The organism is Nonomuraea sp. NPDC050153 (assembly GCF_044460125.1).
Lineage (GTDB): Bacteria > Actinomycetota > Actinomycetes > Streptosporangiales > Streptosporangiaceae > Nonomuraea.
Map to the genome: position 1 here is coordinate 48,804 of NZ_JBITJQ010000036.1, position 14,482 is coordinate 63,285.

The 14,482-nt window shown below is 71.2% G+C and carries 11 protein-coding genes; 5 read left to right on the forward strand and 6 right to left on the reverse strand.

Annotation, left to right across the window (positions count from 1 at the left end):
- Nucleotides 1-37: 37 nt before the first annotated feature.
- The gene (locus ACIBQ1_RS50565) at nt 38-2,041 is read right to left on the reverse strand and encodes a catalase (protein ID WP_397289204.1); all 2,004 of its coding nucleotides are present in this window, start codon (nt 2,039-2,041) and stop codon (nt 38-40) included.
- Nucleotides 2,042-2,114: 73 nt separating this feature from the next.
- Between ACIBQ1_RS50565 and ACIBQ1_RS50570 the strand changes: the two genes are divergently transcribed.
- Entirely contained in the window at nt 2,115-2,768 is a 654-nt protein-coding gene (locus ACIBQ1_RS50570) for an HAD family hydrolase (RefSeq protein ID WP_397289206.1), read from the forward strand.
- A gap of 137 nt (nt 2,769-2,905) precedes the next feature.
- Here ACIBQ1_RS50570 and ACIBQ1_RS50575 read toward each other — a convergent pair whose 3' ends face one another.
- Entirely contained in the window at nt 2,906-3,232 is a 327-nt protein-coding gene (locus tag ACIBQ1_RS50575; RefSeq protein WP_397289208.1) for a DUF5709 domain-containing protein, read from the reverse strand.
- A gap of 108 nt (nt 3,233-3,340) precedes the next feature.
- Entirely contained in the window at nt 3,341-5,074 is a 1,734-nt protein-coding gene (locus ACIBQ1_RS50580; protein WP_397289209.1) for an ABC transporter ATP-binding protein, read from the reverse strand.
- Between the two features lie 71 nt (nt 5,075-5,145).
- On the opposite strand from ACIBQ1_RS50580, the gene ACIBQ1_RS50585 reads away from it, so the two are divergent.
- On the forward strand, nt 5,146-5,565 hold the full coding sequence (locus ACIBQ1_RS50585) for a MarR family winged helix-turn-helix transcriptional regulator (protein ID WP_397289210.1): 420 nt from the start codon (nt 5,146-5,148) through the stop codon (nt 5,563-5,565).
- A gap of 67 nt (nt 5,566-5,632) precedes the next feature.
- On the opposite strand, the gene ACIBQ1_RS50590 is transcribed toward ACIBQ1_RS50585, so the two are convergent.
- Together ACIBQ1_RS50590 and ACIBQ1_RS50595 are read right to left on the reverse strand one after the other, a co-directional pair.
- Entirely contained in the window at nt 5,633-6,628 is a 996-nt protein-coding gene (locus ACIBQ1_RS50590) for an imidazolonepropionase-like domain-containing protein (protein ID WP_397289212.1), read from the reverse strand.
- Between the two features lie 118 nt (nt 6,629-6,746).
- Nucleotides 6,747-7,904 (reverse strand): PucR family transcriptional regulator, encoded by a 1,158-nt coding sequence (locus ACIBQ1_RS50595; RefSeq protein WP_397289214.1) that lies wholly within the window; start codon nt 7,902-7,904, stop codon nt 6,747-6,749.
- Between the two features lie 106 nt (nt 7,905-8,010).
- Here ACIBQ1_RS50595 and ACIBQ1_RS50600 point away from each other — a divergent pair, with 106 nt between their 5' ends.
- Together ACIBQ1_RS50600 and ACIBQ1_RS50605 are read left to right on the forward strand one after the other, a co-directional pair.
- Nucleotides 8,011-10,113 carry a M6 family metalloprotease domain-containing protein gene (locus tag ACIBQ1_RS50600; RefSeq protein ID WP_397289216.1) on the forward strand — a complete coding sequence of 701 codons (2,103 nt, stop codon included), beginning with the start codon at nt 8,011-8,013 and terminating at the stop codon, nt 10,111-10,113.
- A 117-nt stretch (nt 10,114-10,230) separates the two neighbouring features.
- Nucleotides 10,231-12,711 (forward strand): ATP-binding protein, encoded by a 2,481-nt coding sequence (locus tag ACIBQ1_RS50605; RefSeq protein ID WP_397289218.1) that lies wholly within the window; start codon nt 10,231-10,233, stop codon nt 12,709-12,711.
- Between the two features lie 34 nt (nt 12,712-12,745).
- Here the strand turns inward: ACIBQ1_RS50605 and ACIBQ1_RS50610 are convergent, their stop codons facing one another.
- A complete protein-coding gene (locus ACIBQ1_RS50610) occupies nt 12,746-13,618 on the reverse strand; it encodes a hypothetical protein (protein WP_397289220.1) in 873 nt (290 codons plus the stop codon).
- Between the two features lie 73 nt (nt 13,619-13,691).
- Here ACIBQ1_RS50610 and ACIBQ1_RS50615 point away from each other — a divergent pair, with 73 nt between their 5' ends.
- On the forward strand, nt 13,692-14,474 hold the full coding sequence (locus tag ACIBQ1_RS50615) for a tyrosine-protein phosphatase (RefSeq protein ID WP_397289221.1): 783 nt from the start codon (nt 13,692-13,694) through the stop codon (nt 14,472-14,474).
- Nucleotides 14,475-14,482: the final 8 nt, after the last annotated feature.

Genomic DNA, 14,482 nt, shown 5'->3' on the forward strand with positions numbered 1-14,482 from the left:
ATCGGCCGCCCCGAAGGACGGCCGACTCGCGTACCGGTCACGCCGGGACGGCGTCCACGTTGCGTTCGTAGAAGCGGTGCCCGGCCACCGCCGTGGCGAACTTCTCGGCGATCCCGTCCCCCATCACCACCCCCACGTCGCTGGGCAGCCGCGCGGCCTCCAGGAGCTCCCGCCCCGACCCCACGGCCCCGATGGGCTTGCCGTGCTTGAACGCCTCCATGACGAAGAACCGCGCCCGCCCCAGCGGCGCCAGGGCCGCGCCGTCGGCCGCCACCACCGCGTCGTAGAGGACCGAGCTGGCCGCGCCGAGCTGCCGGTCCACCTGGAGACCGGCCACGGTGCCCTCCGCCGGGGCCAGCACCTCGCAGATGGCGCCCTTGCCCTCCAGGGACTCGCGCAGGGCGGTCACCTCGGCGGCGTCCGTCCCGTCCGCCATGAGGATGGCGATCTTGCGGGTGGCGACGCTCTGCGGCTGGCCGGTCATGCTGAGCGCGGGGGAGGCGTTCGCGTGGACCTCGGTCCTGGGCGGCTCGGGCAGGCCGAGCCCCTGGGCCACCTGGGCGGCCAGGTCCGGGTGGATCTGGCCCAGGTGCCGCAGCACGCCCTCCTTGATGGGCGGGCGCTCCACATGCCCCAGCTCGAACAGGAACGCGGCCACGATGTGCCGCTTCTCCCAGTCCGACATGCTGTTCCAGAACAGAGTGGCCTGGCTGTAGTGGTCCTCGAAGCTGGGGCTGCGCTCGCGGATCTTCACGCCGTCCACCCGCTCCTGGTAGTGCCGGTAGCCGTCGGTGGCCTTGGGGCGGTCGCCGCTGATGGAGTTGGGCGCGTAGCTGGTGCGCGACTCGTGGATCAGGTGCTGGTGGAAGCCGTCGCGCTGGTCGTTGCGTACCTCGTTGACCGGCCGGTTGACCGGGATCTGCGGGAAGTTGGGCCCGCCCAGGCGCAGGAGCTGGGTGTCGAGGTAGGAGAAGTTGCGGGCCTGCAGCAGCGGGTCGTTGGAGAAGTCGATGCCGGGCACGACGTTGGCGGTGTGGAAGGCGACCTGCTCGGTCTCGGCGAAGAAGTTCTGGGGGTTGCGGTTGAGCGTCATCCTGCCGACGGGCCGCAGCGGCACCTGCTCCTCGGGGATGATCTTCGTGGGGTCGAGCAGGTCGAAGTCGAAGTCGTGCTCGCGCGACTCCGGCACGAGCTGCACGCACAGCTCGTACTCGGGATAGGCGCCGCCCTCGATGGCCTCCCACAGGTCCCGGCGGTTGAAGTCGGGGTCGTTGCCCTGGATGCGCAGCACCTCGTCCCACACCAGCGAGTACGTCCCCAGCACCGGCCGCCAGTGCCACTTGACGAACGTCCCCTGCCCGGAGGCGTTCACCAGCCGGAACGTGTGCACCCCGAACCCCTGCATCATCCGGAAGCTGCGCGGGATCGCCCGGTCGGACATCAGCCACATGACCATGTGCAGCGACTCGGGCTGGAGCTGCACGAAGTCCCAGAACGTGTCGTGCGCCGACTGCGCCTGCGGGATCTCGTTGTGCGGCTCCGGCTTGACCGCGTGCACGAAGTCCGGGAACTTGATGCCGTCCTGGATGAAGAAGACCGGGAAGTTGTTGCCGACGAGGTCGAAGTTGCCCTGAGTGGTGTAGAACTTCGTGGCGAACCCGCGTACGTCACGGACGGTGTCGGCCGAGCCGCGCGAGCCCGCGACGGTCGAGAAGCGCACGAACGTGGGCGTCGGCGCCGACGTGTCGTTCAGGAAGGCCGCCGTGGTCAGGTCGCCGAGCGGCTCGTAGAGCTGGAAGACCCCGTACGCGCCCGCGCCCCTGGCGTGGACCACCCGCTCGGGGATGCGTTCGTGGTCGAAGCGGGTGATCTTCTCGCGGAAGTGGAAGTCCTCCATGAGCGTCGGCCCGCGGGCGCCCGCCCGCAGCGAGTCGTCGGTGTGGTCGACCGGGACGCCCTGGTCCGTGGTCATGGTGTGATCGTCCAGCGGGACGCGGTCGGCGTCGAGCTGGCGGTGCTTCGGGTCGCGCTCCGGCTGCATGAAAAATCCCCCTATAGGCTTTGTCGGGCGACTTACCTGGATGCCCGTCCGGGCGGCTTGAAGCGGGGGATCGATGATCAAGGCTGTGGTGTTCGACGTCGGGGAGACGCTGATCGGCGAGGCGCGCATCTGGGCGGGCTGGGCCGGGCGGCTGGGCGTGAGCGAGTTCGTGCTGATGGGCGCGCTCGGCGGGATGGCCGCGCTGGACCGCCCCCACACCGACGCCTTCGAGCTCATCCGCCCCGGCTTCGACGTGGACGCGGAGGAGGCCGCCTGGGAGCGCGACGACCCCGACGGCCTGCGCAACCATTTCGACGCCGACGACCTCTACCCCGACGTGCGCGACGCCCTGAGCGCCATCAGGGCGGCCGGATACCAGGTGATCATCGCGGGCAACCAGCCGACGCGGGCCTATGACGCGCTGGTCGCCATGGACCTGCCCGCCGACTCCGTGCACACGTCCGAGGGATGGGGCGTCTCCAAGCCGGAGGCGGGATTCTTCGCCAAGGTCGCGGCCGTGGCGGGGCGGGAGGCCGGCGAGATCCTCTACGTCGGCGACCGGCTCGACAACGACGTGCTCCCGGCCGCCGCGGCCGGCATGCGCACGGCGCTGCTGCGCCGCGGCCCGTGGGGGTACCTGCACGCCGAGCGCCCGCAGGCGGCGTCCGCCGACGCGATCGTCGACGACCTGCACGCCGTGCTGCCCGTCCTGCGACGCCTCGGCTGAGCGCGTGCGGCGGGAGGCTGAGGGGGGCGCGTCCTGAGGTGCCGCAGCTGAGGGCATGCGGCGGGGCGCGTCCTGGGACGCCGCGGCTGAGGGCGCGCGGCGGGGCGTCGTGCGGGTGGTGACGGCGCCGGGACGGCTCACGTGAGGTTCTCGTCGGGGTCGATGCGCATGGCGCGCTCCTCCGCCGACAGGTCGTTCTCCCCGTCGTCGCCCCAATCGCGGGCGATCTCCTCGCCTTCCGTGTCGGGCGCCAACCCCTCGTCCGGCTGGGTCAGCCGGTGCCTGGGGCGGGGCTCGTGGAGCCGGTCCCTGGCCTCGCGGCGCAGGCGTTCGTCGAGGGTGTCCCGGTGCTGGGGGTCGTCTTCCTTGACCTCATGGTAAAAACCGAGATCCTCGGTCCACTCCTCGAACTCGATCGCCTGTTCGTCGCTGTAGCCGAACCGGTCCGGAGGTTTTTCGGTCATATCCGCCCCCTACCCAGGACACGGCCCGAAATCCTGCCTCCCCACGGGTGCAGCGGCGCTCTCGCGGGCGCACGTTCCGGTTCGACCCAAATGTGGGTCTATTGATGGTCAAACGAGTTCGAGCGGATGATCCCTGCTCACCAGCGCCGCGTACAGGCCGGCGCGGGCCATCAGCTCGTCATGGGTGCCGCGCTCGACGATCTTCCCGCCGTCCAGCACGACGATCTGGTCAGCGTCCCGGACCGTGGACAGCCGGTGCGCGATCGTGATGGTCGTACGCCCCCGCGCCAGCGTGTCGAGCGCCTCCTGCACGGCCCGTTCGGTCTGCGTGTCCAGCGCGCTGGTGGCCTCGTCGAGGACCAGCACCGGCGGGTTGCGCAGCAGCGTGCGGGCGATGGCCAGGCGCTGCTTCTCGCCGCCCGAGAACCGGTAGCCGCGCTCGCCCACCAGCGTGTCGTAGCCGTCGGGCAGCGAGGCGATGTGGTCGTGGATGCGCGCGGCCCGCGCGGCCTCCTCCAGCTCCTCGTCGGTGGCCGACGGCCTGGCGAAGCGCAGGTTGTCGGCGATCGAGGCGTGGAAGAGGTAGGTCTCCTGCGAGACCACGCCGACCGCCTCGCTCAGCGTCTCGAACGTCAGCTCCCGCACGTCCACCCCGTCGATCGTGACCCGGCCGCCGGTGACGTCGTAGAGGCGGGGCAGCAGGTAGCTGAGCGTGGTCTTGCCGGAGCCGGTCTCGCCCACGATGGCCAGGCTGGTGCCGGCCGGGACCTTGAGGTCCACGCCGGTGAGCGTGGGGGCCTCGCCGTACGAGAAGTCGACGTCCTCGAAGCGGACCTCGCCACGCACGTCCTTCAGCTCCCGCGTGCCGGGACGGATGTCCACCGGCAGGTCCAGATACTCGAAGATCCGCCCGAACAGCGCCAGCGAGGTCTGCACCTCGACGCCCAGCCGCAGCAGCGAGACCATCGGCCGGAACAGGCTGGTCTGCAAGGTCGTGAAGGCCACCAGCGTGCCGACCGAGATCGTGCCCGTGTAGCCGACGGCCCAGTAGATCAGCGCGGGCATGGCCGCCATGACGATCTGGATGGACGACTGCCGCCAGCGCCCGGCCATGCTCGTCCGCACGCCGAGGTCGGCCAGCTCGTCGGAGGCGCGGCCGAAGCGCTCGGTCAGGCCGTCGGAGCGGCCCATGGTGCGGCCGAGCAGGATGCCGCTGATCGACAACGACTCCTGGACCATGGAGGCGATGCTCGCCAGCTTGCGCTGGCGTTCGTTGGTGATGCGCTTGCGCTCGGTGCCCACCTTGCGGCTGATCCACACGAACACCGGCATCAGCAGCAGCGAGACGACCGTCAGCCGCCAGTCGAGCGCGAGCATGGCGGCGATCGTGGCGACCACGGTGGTGAGGTTGGAGACGAGCGAGGAGGCCGTCGAGGTGACGACCGACTGCATGCCGCCGATGTCGTTGGCGATGCGCGACTGGACCTCGCCGGTCCTCGTACGGGTGAAGAACGCCAGCGACATGCGCTGCAGGTGGGTGTAGACCGCGATGCGCAGGTCGTGCATCACCCGCTGGCCCACGGTGGTGGACACCAGCGTCTGCACCACGTCGAGCACGCTCGTGGTGACCGCCACCGCGATCATGCCCAGGGCCAGCAGCGCGAGCAGGACGGCGTCCCTGGCCGGGATCGCCACGTCCAGCACCTCGCGCAGCAGGAAAGGCGAGGCCAGCGACACCAGTGAGGACAGCAGGATGATGGCGCCCACCAGGGCCAGGCGGCCCCGGTAGGGGCGGAACAGTTTGATGATGCGCCCGAGAGGCGCGCGTGGTTCCTCCGCCAAGTGGTGCCTCCTTATCAGATGTCCACTCAAACAGAGGTTAACTCATATTTGTTCCGGCTAAACTTATCGGCATGGCAGAAAAGGAGCTCGCCGAGCTCTTGCACCTGGTCGGCCGGAGGTTGCGGCACGGGTACGTGCGTCGGCTGGTCCCGCTGGGGCTCAACCCGGGGCAGGCGCGGGCCCTGCGGGCGCTCGCCGAGGCCCCGCAGGCGCTGCGGATGGTGCGGCTGGCCGACGAGTTGCGGATCGTGCCGCGCTCGCTCACGCCGGTGGTGGACGCGCTGGAGGAGGCCGGGCTGGCGCGCCGCGAGGTCGACCCCGCCAACCGCCGCTCCACGCTGGTGGTGATCACTCCCGATGGCCGCCGGATGGCCGAGCGCGCCCGCGACGCCCGCCGCGACGCGGGCCAGGATCTGTTCGCGATCCTGACGCGGGAGCAGCGCGACGAGCTCCGCGACCTGCTGGGGCTGGTGGAGTCCCAGTTCGGCTAGCGCTCAGGCCGCGGGCAGGGTCGTGCCGCCGACGTTCAGGCGACGGGCAGGACGGTGCCGCCGCTGTTCAGGCCGCCGGGAGGATCGTGCCGCCGACGACGGTGCCGAGGCAGGGTGGCTGGGCCAGGAGGGCCGCGTACGGGTAGCGCCCGCGGGCGTCGAAGACGGCGAAGTCGGCGCGGGTCCCCGAAGCCAGCGACCCGATGCGCCCCTTGCCCCGGTCCATCCCCAGCGCCCGGGCCCCGCCGAGGGTCGCGGCCACCACCAGCCGGCCGTCCAGCCCCCGGGTCCGCAGCCCGAGCTCGCGGGCGTGCTGCCGGATGCCCCGCGCGACTGCGAGCACGCCGCCGGTGGGGCCGCCCCTGGCCCCGGTGCCGAGGGCGACGGTGTTGCCCTCGTCGAGCAGGGCCAGCACGTCAGGGGCGGGCGACGCGCAGACGGCCACCACGGTCCTGCGCAGCCGCAGCAACTTGCGCTCCCCGGGGTCCAGGGGCCGGGTGACCGCCACGTGGCACAGCGGCCCCAGCACGCCGGCCTCGTCCAGCGCCGCGGGGGAGTGCCGGTCCAGGTCGACCAGCAGCCGCAGCCCGAACGTCCTGGCCAGCACCGCCACGTCCTCCAGCACCTGCGGGTCCGGCGTGTGCGCCGCGATCCCCACCGCGCAGGGCCGGTCGACCTCGCGGATCGCCGTGATCACCGCGTCCCGACCGTGGGTCTCCCACTCCTCCTCGCTCGCGCTGGTCACCTCGACGTACGAGATCCCGGGCACACCGGGCGGCTCGGCCAGATCGGAGACCACGCCGGCCCGCGCGGTCACCCCGGGCCCCCCAGCGGGCCCGGCAGCGGGCCCGGGGGTGGGCCCGGGGACGGAGGCCGCGGCGCGGGCGTCGACCAGACCGGCCACGATCATCCCGGTCCACCGCAGCTCCTCGGCGGCGGGGAAGGACGCGGTGACCGAGGCCCGGGTGCCCACCTCGACCACCCGGTCGCCCTTGAGCGCCACGGCCCCGTCGCGGACCGGATCGGCGCAGACGGGCAGGACGAGCGGGGCGGAATGGATCACGACAGGCACGGGCGCGCGTCGGCTCTGGACCGGACCGGCACGCTTGGCAGACGGCATCGGCACTCCCGTCGGATCTCCCCTTCAGGGCATTAAACGTGAGCCACGTCATGCGCGCAAATCAGGACGAATTATGCGATTCCCTCGGTAAATATCGCCCGGAGAGGCGAGCGAGTTTCAGGCTCAGATGCAGCGCGAGCCGCTCGCCCCCGTCTTTCAGATCGGTACCGGCCAGATCCTCCACCCGCTGCAGCCGGTAATACAGGGATGTCCGGTGCAGCCGCAGCGCCCGCGAGGTGGCGACCGCGCTCCCGGCCAGGTCCAGGTAGGTCTCCAGGGTCTCCAGCAGCGGCAGGTACTGGGCGTCCGCCAGCAGCTCCTCCAGCCCCGGATGCAGCTCCTGGTCGGGCAGCTGGGTGAGCATCCGGTAGACGCCGAGCCGCGCCCACTCGGCCGTGCGCCCGAGCCCCGGCACCCGCGAGGTCACCTCCGCCGCGTGCCTGGCCTCCCGGTACGAGCCCGCCGCCTCCGCCAGCGCCGGCCTGGTCCGCCCCACCCCGACCACCACCGGCACCGGCATGGCCGCGTGCAGCTCGTCGGGGGAGATCGGCGGCCCGGCGGTCAGCAGCACGGCGTGGTCGTAGCGGACCAGGTGCAGCGGGTGGTGACCGCTCAGCCGCCGCCGCAGCGCCAGCAGCCCCTGCTCCAGGGCCAGCCTGAGCGCCTCGTCCGGCTCGGCTCCGCAGGGCCTGGCCACCAGCACGGTCACCGCCTGCGCCTGCGGGAACGCGCCCGCCTCGATGAGCTGCCTGGCCGCGTCCCGCTCGCCGGCCAGCAGCCCGGTGACCGCCTCCAGCTCCCGGTGGGAGGCCAGCCCGCTGGCCAGGCTCTCGTGGAACAGGGCCAGCGCCAGCGCCGGGGCGGCGGCCGCGGCCGTGGCGATCTCGGCGTCGGACATGGCCGGCTCCGCGTCGACGAACCACAGGAAGCCGAGCAGCGCGTCCGCGTGCCGTACCGGGACGCACACCCGCGGCAGCAGGCCGAGGTGCGGCGCGCCCGGGGTGCGCACGGGCCCGGTCGCCTCGTGCACCCCGGCGGCGCGGAACCAGTGCCGCACCTCGGAGGTGGTGCTGCGGCGCAGGATCGAGTCGCGGCGGATGTCGTCCATGGCGCCGTTCTGCTCGCTGTAGGCCACGACGCGTTGCACGCGGTCCTCAAGCAGGAGAGGGCGGCCGAGCCGGTCGGCGAGTTCGTCCACGGTCCGCTGGAGATCCGCCACAACAACACCTTTACGTGGATATTTCGACAATTGTCGGAAAGTCAGCTACCGCTCTTCCCTACAACTGATCGGTGATCTCCGTCAATATCGTCTATACCGTCAATCCGTGATTGCCCCGAAGAAGCTGCTGAAGGGTTTGCTGGCGGCCATCGTGCTGATCCCGGTGAGCCTTATGGCGACCCCTGCTTCCGCAGCACCCCCCAGCGATCCCGAGTATCCGTGGCGGCAGAACCACTGGCCGCAAACGCAGCCCTGGCAGCTCGACGAACCCGCCGACGCCCAGGCCCTGCGCTCCCGCCCAGCCGGCGGCATCAAGCCGATCGATCCGCAGAACTGGGAAAATCCCGACAACATGACGTGGGCGGACTACAAGCAGCCGCCCGGCACCAAGTGGAACGACCCCGCCGTCAAGGGGTCCAAGCGCACGTTCAAGGGCGCGCTCGTGCTGCTCGACTACCCGAACCAGCCGTTCGTGGTGACGCAGCCCCAGGGCTCGACGATCTACGCGAACCCGAGCGCCGAGGCCCACGACGTGCCGCGTGACCAGGTGGCCAAGTTCTACCAGGACTTCCTCAACACCCCCAACGCCCTCAACAAGGGTCACACCATCCACGAGTACTGGATGGAGGACTCGGGCGGCAGGTACGGAGTGGAGCTGACCGGGTTCGGGCCCTACACGCTGACGGGCAAGGATCACGAGTACGCGATGGAGTTCCAGGCGGGCACCGGCTGCCCGGCCGGCGACTCCTGCAACAAGAACCTGCGTACCGAGGGCAACGCGGCCTGGATCGCCGCCGTCGGCGAGGAGGTGGCCAAGCAGTTCGACTTCGTCTTCTACCTGAGCGCGGGCCAGGACGAGTCGGCCACCTGGCAGGAGTTCGGGATGATGAAGTTCCCGACCAAGGAGGACGTGCCGGACGAGTGGGGCCCGCCGGACCCCGCGCTGCCCAACTGGGTGGCCACCCGTTACGTCCCCTGGACCTCGTGGCAGGCCGGCTCCAACTTCTGGCCGAACGCCCGCTTCGGCGTCGACTCGGTCCAGGCCGAGAGCTCGGGCATGGCCGTCTACGCCCACGAGCTGAGCCACATCATGGGCATCGCCGACAACTACAACAACCCGTACGGCGTGCCGCCGCGCAGGGCGTACACGGGCGTCTGGGAGATGCTCAGCCGCGGCAGCTTCAACGGCCCGGGCGGCCCGCACTCCCGCTGGCTGATCCCGCCGACCGCCGGCGCGTCCATGGGAGCCCAGCACATGCTCCGCAACAAGATCAAGCTGGAGATGGTGGACGAGCAGAACGTCCTGCGCCTCTCGCGGGAGGCGCTCGACGAGTCGGGCCTGGTCACCGCCAGGGTTCTGGCCCGCGCGGTCCAGCCGGGCAAGAACGAGCTGTCCGGCGTCAACATCTCCTTCGACACCGGCGACAAGAGCCCCGCCTGCGACGTCAACACGAACGCGCTCTGTGACGGCGGCGGCTACGAGAACTACACGGTCGAGGTCGTGGACCGCGTGGGCACCGACTCCTTCACCCCCGACTCCGGCGTCCTGGTGGCCAAGACCAAGAACCAGGACCGGGCCCCGTTCGAGTGGGTGATCGACGCGAACCCGCAGGACATCGGCATGACCGACTACGTGCTGCCCGACGGGACGAAGGTGCCGATCACGATCGGCGACTACCGCCAGCTCTCCGATGCCCTCTTCCACGCCGGCACCGACTCCGGCAGCGAGTACGAGTACGTCGACCAGGCCAACCGCCTGCACTTCTACATCACCGACGTCAAGCGCGACCGCGCCGGCGAGCTCTCCTACACGGTGGCCGTCCGCTCGCTCGACGGCGCCGGCCCGCAGAAGCGCGGCGTCAGGCTGCTCCCCTCGGCCGGCCTCCCCACCGGCAAGAACATCTCCACCTGCAAGTTCCCGCTGTTCAACACCGGCAAGTCGGCCCCGGCGCAAGGACAGCACCCGGAGGACGTCAGCGCCTACCTGAACTCCGACGTCTACCGGCTCAAGGCCGAGGTCCAGGGCAGGGGCTGGACCGCCCAGCTCCCGAACGCGCTGGCCTCCGTCGCGTTCGGCAAGCAGGACCTCGTCACCGTGAACGCCGTGCGCGGCTCGGGCGGCGACCGCCTGGCCAGGGTCAAGCTCACCGCCACCTCGGAGAGCGACCCGACCAGGACGGCGACGGCCACCTGTCACGTGATCAGCTGACAGATGAACGATGGGGTACGGCTGGCGCTAGCCGTACCCCATCGGTTTGAATCACCCCATAGGGGGTGCTCGTTGACAGGGGAACTACCCGACAAACCACGTAAAAGACGTAGAAAGGTGCAATGGGTCGCGCCCGTCTCCGCGGGCCTCGCGGCCGCCGCGGCGAGCGTGCTGACCGCCTCCGTGGACTGGGAGATCCCGCCGGTGGCGAAGATCGCCGTGACCGGTGTGGCGGCCCTTCTCGTCGGGCTGACCACCTGGGCCACCACCGAGCCGCGCGAACCCCGGCGCAAGGCCCTCCCCGCGCCCGCCTCGCTCGCGCCCGACCAGTGGCCGCCCGCCCCCGAGCACTTCACCGGCCGAGTCGAGGCGCTGGCCGAGTTACGCGAGGTCTTCGCCGAGCGAAGAAACGCCTCCGACCTCTCACCGCCCCTCGTGGTCTCCGTGTACGGCCGGGGCGGCGTCGGCAAGTCGGCGCTGATGACCAGGTTCGCGCAGGAGGTGGCCGGCTGGTTCCCCGACGGCAGGCTCTACGCCGACCTGCGCGGCGGCGTGGACGCCCCGGTGCGCCCCGACGAGGTGCTGATCGGGTTCCTGCGCGCGCTGGGCGTGCGCCTGACCACCGACCCCGGCGGCCTGGACGAGTTACGCCAGCTCTGGCTGACCTGGACCAAGGGCCGCAGGATCCTCGTCGGCCTGGACAACGCCCACGACGCCGCCCAGGTCAAAGCGCTGATCCCGGCCGAGCCCGGCTGCGCGGTGCTGGTCACCTCGCGCGCTCCGCTGTTCCTGAACGGCACCCATGACACGCGGCTGAGGGTGTTCAGCGAGGCGCACGGCGTGGAGCTGCTGGCCAGGCTGGCCGGCGGCGACCGGATCGTCGAGAACCTCGAGGCCGCCAGGGACGTCGTCCGGCTGTGCGACTACCTGCCGCTGGCGATCAACATCTGCGGCGCCCGGCTGGCCACCCGCGAGCAGTGGACCATGCGCGAGATGGCCGCCCGGCTGGTCGACACCCGCCGCCGCCTCGACCAGCTCGAAGTGGCCCCGACGGTGGACAAGAGCGTGCGCGCCTCCGTGCAGCTCAGCTACGACGACTGCACGGGCATGCAGCGCCGCCTGCTGCGCCTGCTCAGCGGGCTCACCGCGCCCGACGTGCCCGGCTGGGTGGCCGGCGAGCTGCTCGACATCTCCGGGCTCGACGGCGCCGACCAGCTCGAAGCCCTCATCGACGCCCAGCTCGCCGAGTGCTCCGGCACCGACCAGACCGGCACGATGCGTTACCGGCTGCACGACCTGGTCAGGGTGTTCGCCGCGGAGCTGGCCGAGCAGGACGAGGCCGAGCGGCGCAGGGCCGCCATCGAGCGCGTGCTCCACGGCTACCGCCGCCGCGCCGAGGAGGCCGCGCAGAACCGCTGGCCGCAGGACTGGAGCAGGGGCGGGCGCCGCTCCGACACCGACAGGGAGGTCCGGGCCGGCGACTGGCTCAACGCCGAGCGGCTGACGCTGCTCGCCATGATCCACCTGGCTCGCCAGCTCCGGCTGTGGGAGCTGACCTGGGGGCTGGCCAGGGCGTTCTGCTCGCTGTGCCACTCGCTGCGCGCGTACTGGGCCGACTGGGCGGCCGTTGCCGAGCTCGGCTGCGAGGCCGCCGCGCAGAGCGGCGACCGGCGCGCGCTGGCCATCGCGCTGCTCGACAGCGCCTCCGTGCACGGCGGCCTGGGCCTGCGGGAACGGGCGCTGGAGGAGGCCAAGCGGGCGCTGGTGACGTTCGAGGAACTGGGGGAGTCCTGGTGGGCGGCCAGGGCCATGCGCACGATCGGCATGACGCTGTTCAGCGACGGTCACCTGGACCGGGCGCAGGACTACCTGATCGGGGCGATCACCGCGTTCAAGGGCGAGGACGACCTGTGGTGGATGGCCCGCACCCAGCGCAACCTCGCTGAGATGCGCATGTCGGAACGCCGTCCCGACGAGGCCAGGGAGCTGCTGGAAGACGCCCTGGAGATCTTCAAGCGGGACGGCAACCGCTACTCCGAGGCCCAGACCCTGCGCGTCTACGGCGAGGTGCTGGCCGCGCAGGCGCGCGGCGAGCACCTCGCGGGCGACCACCGGCTGGCGGCCAACCTGTTCACCAGGGCCGGGTTCAGCCTCGACCGGGCCTCCGAGATGTTCAGGCAGCGCGAGGAGTTGTGGGAGGAGGCCCGCTGCCTGCGGGCCGCCGGGGAGGTCGGCGACCCCGACAACGGGCTGCGCGAGCTGGACTTCGTCCAGCGGGCCGAGAAGATCCTGGTCGCGCTGGGCGACTCCTGGGGGGTGGCCAGGACCGCCGTGTCGGCCGGGCGGGCCCTGGCGAGGCTGGGCCGGATCGAGGAGTCGGAGCGGGAGCTGCGGCGGGCGGTGCGGGGGTTCGAGGAGCTCGAGGACCGGTGGTGGATGGCCCGGAGCCTGCGCTACCTGGGGGAGGCGCACCTGTACGCGGGCGGTCGCGACGCCGCGGTGCAGCCGCTGGAGCAGGCCAGGGACATCTACCGCAGCCTCGGCAACGAGGCCGGCATGCGCCGCACCCTGGAGCTCCTCAGACGCGCCGACCCCTGAGCCTCAGGCCCAGGGGCGTCCTGATCTTTGCGTCTCAGGTCAGGGGCGTTCTGATGAGCTCGCCCGCCGCCAGCCTGGCCTGCGTGATGCTCTCCTCGAACAGCTTGCGCACGTGCGCCGCCTGGTCGGCCAGCTCCCTGATGTGCTCGCGGGCCTGCGCGTCCCGCACGGTGTCGGCGATCAGCTCCTGGTATTCGGGCGTCTTGGCGGCCAGCGCCTCCAGCCGCCGGTGCGCGTGGTAGACCCTGTCCGCCTTGATCACCTGCTTGGCGTACTTCTCCAGGTGGCGGACCCGGTGCGACAGCGACGTCCAGGCGGCGTCCAGCGCGGTGGTGTAGGGCTTGAACGCGTCCTCCATGCCGGGCGGCAGCTCGCGAGGGATGATCTTGCCCTGGTCGGCGTGCATGGACGACAGCTTCCGCAGCCGCTGGGCGATCTGCCAGACCTCCTCGGGCAGTGACACCCGGTTGTCGATGCTGTCGATCAGGCCGTCCCGGTGGACCCGGGAGCCCATGATCGCCTCGACCGCGTTCTGCGCCCTGCGCAACAGCATCTGGCAGGGGTAGTCCAGGTCCTCGGGCAGCACGTAGTGGTTGGCGTGGACCCGGGCGGCCTGGATCCGCCGTCTGGTCGAGCGATAGGTGCCGTCCAACGCCATCCACCTGAACAGGACGATCAGCCCGAGACCCACACCCGGTACCAGCAGGAGGTTCGTGCCGGTCGCTATGGCGACCACCATCAGGAGGGCCGGGATCACGAAGAGGACGGCAGGGTTCTTCGTGGCGTCCACGCGCACACCGGACCGGGCCAGGCGGAGGATGTGCGGGCTGGACCGCAACTCGACCGAGACCTCAGGGTGCAGCGTTGGATCGATCACCAGCCGAGGCGGCAGACGTCGTGGATCCATACGTTCATGCTGCGTTATGAACCTCGAATCCGCTCATATTTGGCGGACATATAGGGTCGCAATGATGGATGAGATGACGAGGTGGATAGACCTGGAAGGCGCGGTCAACGCGCGTGACCTGGGCGGATTGCCTACTCGCGACGGTGGCCGCACCCGTCGCGGGCGGATCTTCCGCGCCGACAACCTGCAGAGCCTCACACAGGGTGACATGGCACTGCTGGTGGGTGAGCTGAACCTGCGGCACGTCGTGGACCTCCGCTCGAACGCCGAGGTCTCGATGGAGGGCCCGGGGCCGCTCACCCTGGCACCCGAGGTGCGCCATCACCACTTGACGCTGTTCGCGGAGGGCGGCACGCACACCGACGTCGAGGCCGACACCATCGACGCCGACCGGGTGCTGCCGTGGGCCGAGCGCGCGCTGGACGAGGAACTGCGGGTGACCGGCTTCTACTTCGGCTACCTGCGCGACCGCCCGGACGCGGTGGTGGCGGCGCTGCGCGCGATGTCGCTGGACGACGGGGCGGCGCTGGTGCACTGCGCGGCGGGCAAGGACCGCACCGGGGTGCTGTCGGCGCTGGCGCTGGAGGTGGCGGGGGCGACCCGCGAGGCGATCGTCGAGGACTATGTGGCGACGGGGGAGCGGCTGGAGCTGATCCTCAAGCGGTTGCGCGCGAGCGAGACGTACCGGGGCGACCTGGACTCGCGGCCGGCCGACGACCACATGCCCCGGGCCCGGTACATCGAGCAGTTCTTCGAGGTGCTCGACGAGCGGTACGGCGGGCCGACGGGCTGGCTGGCCCGGTACGGCTTCACCGACGCCGACACGGTCGCCCTGCGCGCGCGCCTGCGCGACTGATCCGCCGC

What these genes read in the sequence shown, in the direction of transcription:
- ACIBQ1_RS50615 (WP_397289221.1), top strand. Translation starts at nt 13,692, where the DNA reads ATGACGAGGTGGATAGACCTGGAAGGCGCGGTCAACGCGCGTGACCTG.
- ACIBQ1_RS50585 (WP_397289210.1), top strand. Translation starts at nt 5,146, where the DNA reads ATGGCAGAAAAGGAGCTCGCCGAGCTCTTGCACCTGGTCGGCCGGAGG.
- ACIBQ1_RS50610 (WP_397289220.1), bottom strand. Translation starts at nt 13,618, where the DNA reads ATGGATCCACGACGTCTGCCGCCTCGGCTGGTGATCGATCCAACGCTG.
- ACIBQ1_RS50565 (WP_397289204.1), bottom strand. Translation starts at nt 2,041, where the DNA reads ATGCAGCCGGAGCGCGACCCGAAGCACCGCCAGCTCGACGCCGACCGC.
- ACIBQ1_RS50570 (WP_397289206.1), top strand. Translation starts at nt 2,115, where the DNA reads ATGATCAAGGCTGTGGTGTTCGACGTCGGGGAGACGCTGATCGGCGAG.
- ACIBQ1_RS50575 (WP_397289208.1), bottom strand. Translation starts at nt 3,232, where the DNA reads ATGACCGAAAAACCTCCGGACCGGTTCGGCTACAGCGACGAACAGGCG.